A 2,095-nucleotide genomic window follows, 5' to 3' on the forward strand; every position below is an offset into this window, starting at 1 on the left:
ACCAATTTCCTACTTCAGAACAGAACCTTACGCTACTCCTGCCAACCCTTCAGGCACCCCCTGATGAATAAGCCGGGTTAACCGCAGGATCGCGCAGGCCAATGAAATCAAAGCGGCCTGCTTTGTAACCCCGGTTGTAGCTGATGTATCCGAGGACATCGTCAGAGAAGTCATAGTCGAGCGCGAGCCGCCATGTGACCTGGTTCCAGGAATCCGATTGGTCGACGTCGGGACCAAGAGGGAAACCGGCAAGTGCGAACTCATTGCCCGTAATCCGCTGGCTGTCGTCAGTGTAGCGCAGGCCGATGGTTCCGCGAAGGCCAGGTGCCAGCTTGACCGTGGACTGGGCGTAGACGGCCCAGGATTCTGAATCGGTTTGCGCATTGTTTGCGAAGCCGCCGCCCAGAAATGGTGGGAACACATCGCCAGAGATCGTGAATGGCTCTCTGCCGGAACCGCCGGTGGAATCCTGATAGAATGCACCCAAAATCCATTCGAACGATGAACCGGCACCGGATACAAGTTGCAACTCCTGCATCGTATATTCGGAATGATTAGGAACGTTCGCATTGATCAGGTTCAGCGGACTTGCATCGCCGTCAATTGCGAACCGATTGTCCATGACCCGATGGCTGGTCAGACTGCGAATCTTGGCAAAGCCCAGATCGTGCTCAATTTTCAGTCCTGCGCCCTTGGATACAACCTTATTGTCGGCTGTACTTAGGTTGCGTATCGCGTCAAACTGATCGCCTGGCCGCGCACTGCCCGTGGCATCAAGAAAACCTGGCAATGCGTTGGTTGAAGACCCGATATCGCCCTTGCCAACTGAATAGTCTAGCATCAACGAAATCTGGGTGTCTGGCCCCGGATTAAAGACCCATTTCGAACGCAGGGCAATCTGATCTGATCGACTTGCGTCTTCACCATTGACCAGATTTCTGCCCCAGCCGTCATGTTTTAAATAATAGACCGAAATGTCTGCCGCGAGATTATCGGTAATCCCGCTAGCAAAATAGCCGGAAGCGGTGACATGATTGAAATTGCCGTAGCGCAATTCAAAATTGCCGCTCGGCTTTGCCGTCGGATCCTTTGTTGTCACCTGGATTAAGCCAGCCGTCACGTTGCGACCGAACAACGTCCCTTGCGGGCCACGTAAGACGGCGATGCTGCTGATATTGGAAAAGTTTAGCAGAGCTGATTCAAAGGCTGGATAGTAGAATCCATCGACATACATGGCCAGTGGTGGTTCGCCCGAAGACTGGGTCGAGGTTGTGCCTACGCCGCGCAAATAAGGCGACGCGCTATTGTCTCCACCCTGGTAGACAAGGCCGGGTGACAGATAGACCAACTCTGCAACGCTGTTGACGCCAACGCGCTCAAGTGTGTCCGCGTTGAAGGCTGAAATAGCTAGGGGGACATCTTGCAGTGCCTGTTCGCGGCGTTGCGCGGTAACGATGATATCTTGGATACCCGCCGTTTCTTGTCTGGTATTATTCTGTGCAAATGCGGGCATGGAACTGCATATAATCATCGCAGTCAAGGCACAGGCTGAATTCAGAAAAACCCGAGGATGGCGCGATGCGCGGCTTAGCGGACTGGTCACCTTATCTCTCCCATGGTGCCACCGTGCTTGCTCTGCTCAGTTGGCACATTTTTTTATTTCCAAACGTGTGCTGACGCCGGAAGCCCGAAGGATTCCATGCGTTTCGCACCGAGGAGACATTAAATTATAAGTATATTATAATGAGTCAAGGCTATTGATAAGGTAATGTTGATAAGCTTTTTTGATTATTTTTCACGGGCGATTAGAGCTTCGCCTGAAAAAGCAGACCATTGAGGAAATAAGGCTTGTGGGGATTCATCGTGAGTTGATGACAGCGGCGGCGAGGTAGATTATGGCTTCGAAGCTTTGGTCGATTTTGCAGGCGCGCATGGCGATGCGTTTGAACTCCTTCAATTTGCAGAAGAAGTTTTCGATGAGGTGCCGCCATTTGTACATCTCGGCATCAAGCGGGATAGGAATGGCGCGTCGCGGGTGCTGCGAGATGACGATTTTGGCACCACGCTCGTTGAGTTCGGCGATGATGTCGTTGCT

General features: G+C 52.4%; 1 protein-coding gene and 1 pseudogene. Both read right to left on the reverse strand.

Annotation, left to right across the window (positions count from 1 at the left end; translation table 11 throughout):
- Positions 1-49: 49 nt before the first annotated feature.
- Complete coding sequence (locus tag V2I08_RS20335; protein WP_349636564.1) at positions 50-1,513, reverse strand: TonB-dependent receptor domain-containing protein; 1,464 nt, start codon at positions 1,511-1,513, stop codon at positions 50-52.
- Positions 1,514-1,858: 345 nt separating this feature from the next.
- Positions 1,859-2,095 (reverse strand): annotated as a pseudogene (locus V2I08_RS20340) (IS5/IS1182 family transposase); the annotation flags it as partial.

The organism is Sphingobium sp. MK2, assembly GCF_040170545.1.
In the GTDB taxonomy this organism is placed as follows: Bacteria; Pseudomonadota; Alphaproteobacteria; order Sphingomonadales; family Sphingomonadaceae; genus Sphingobium.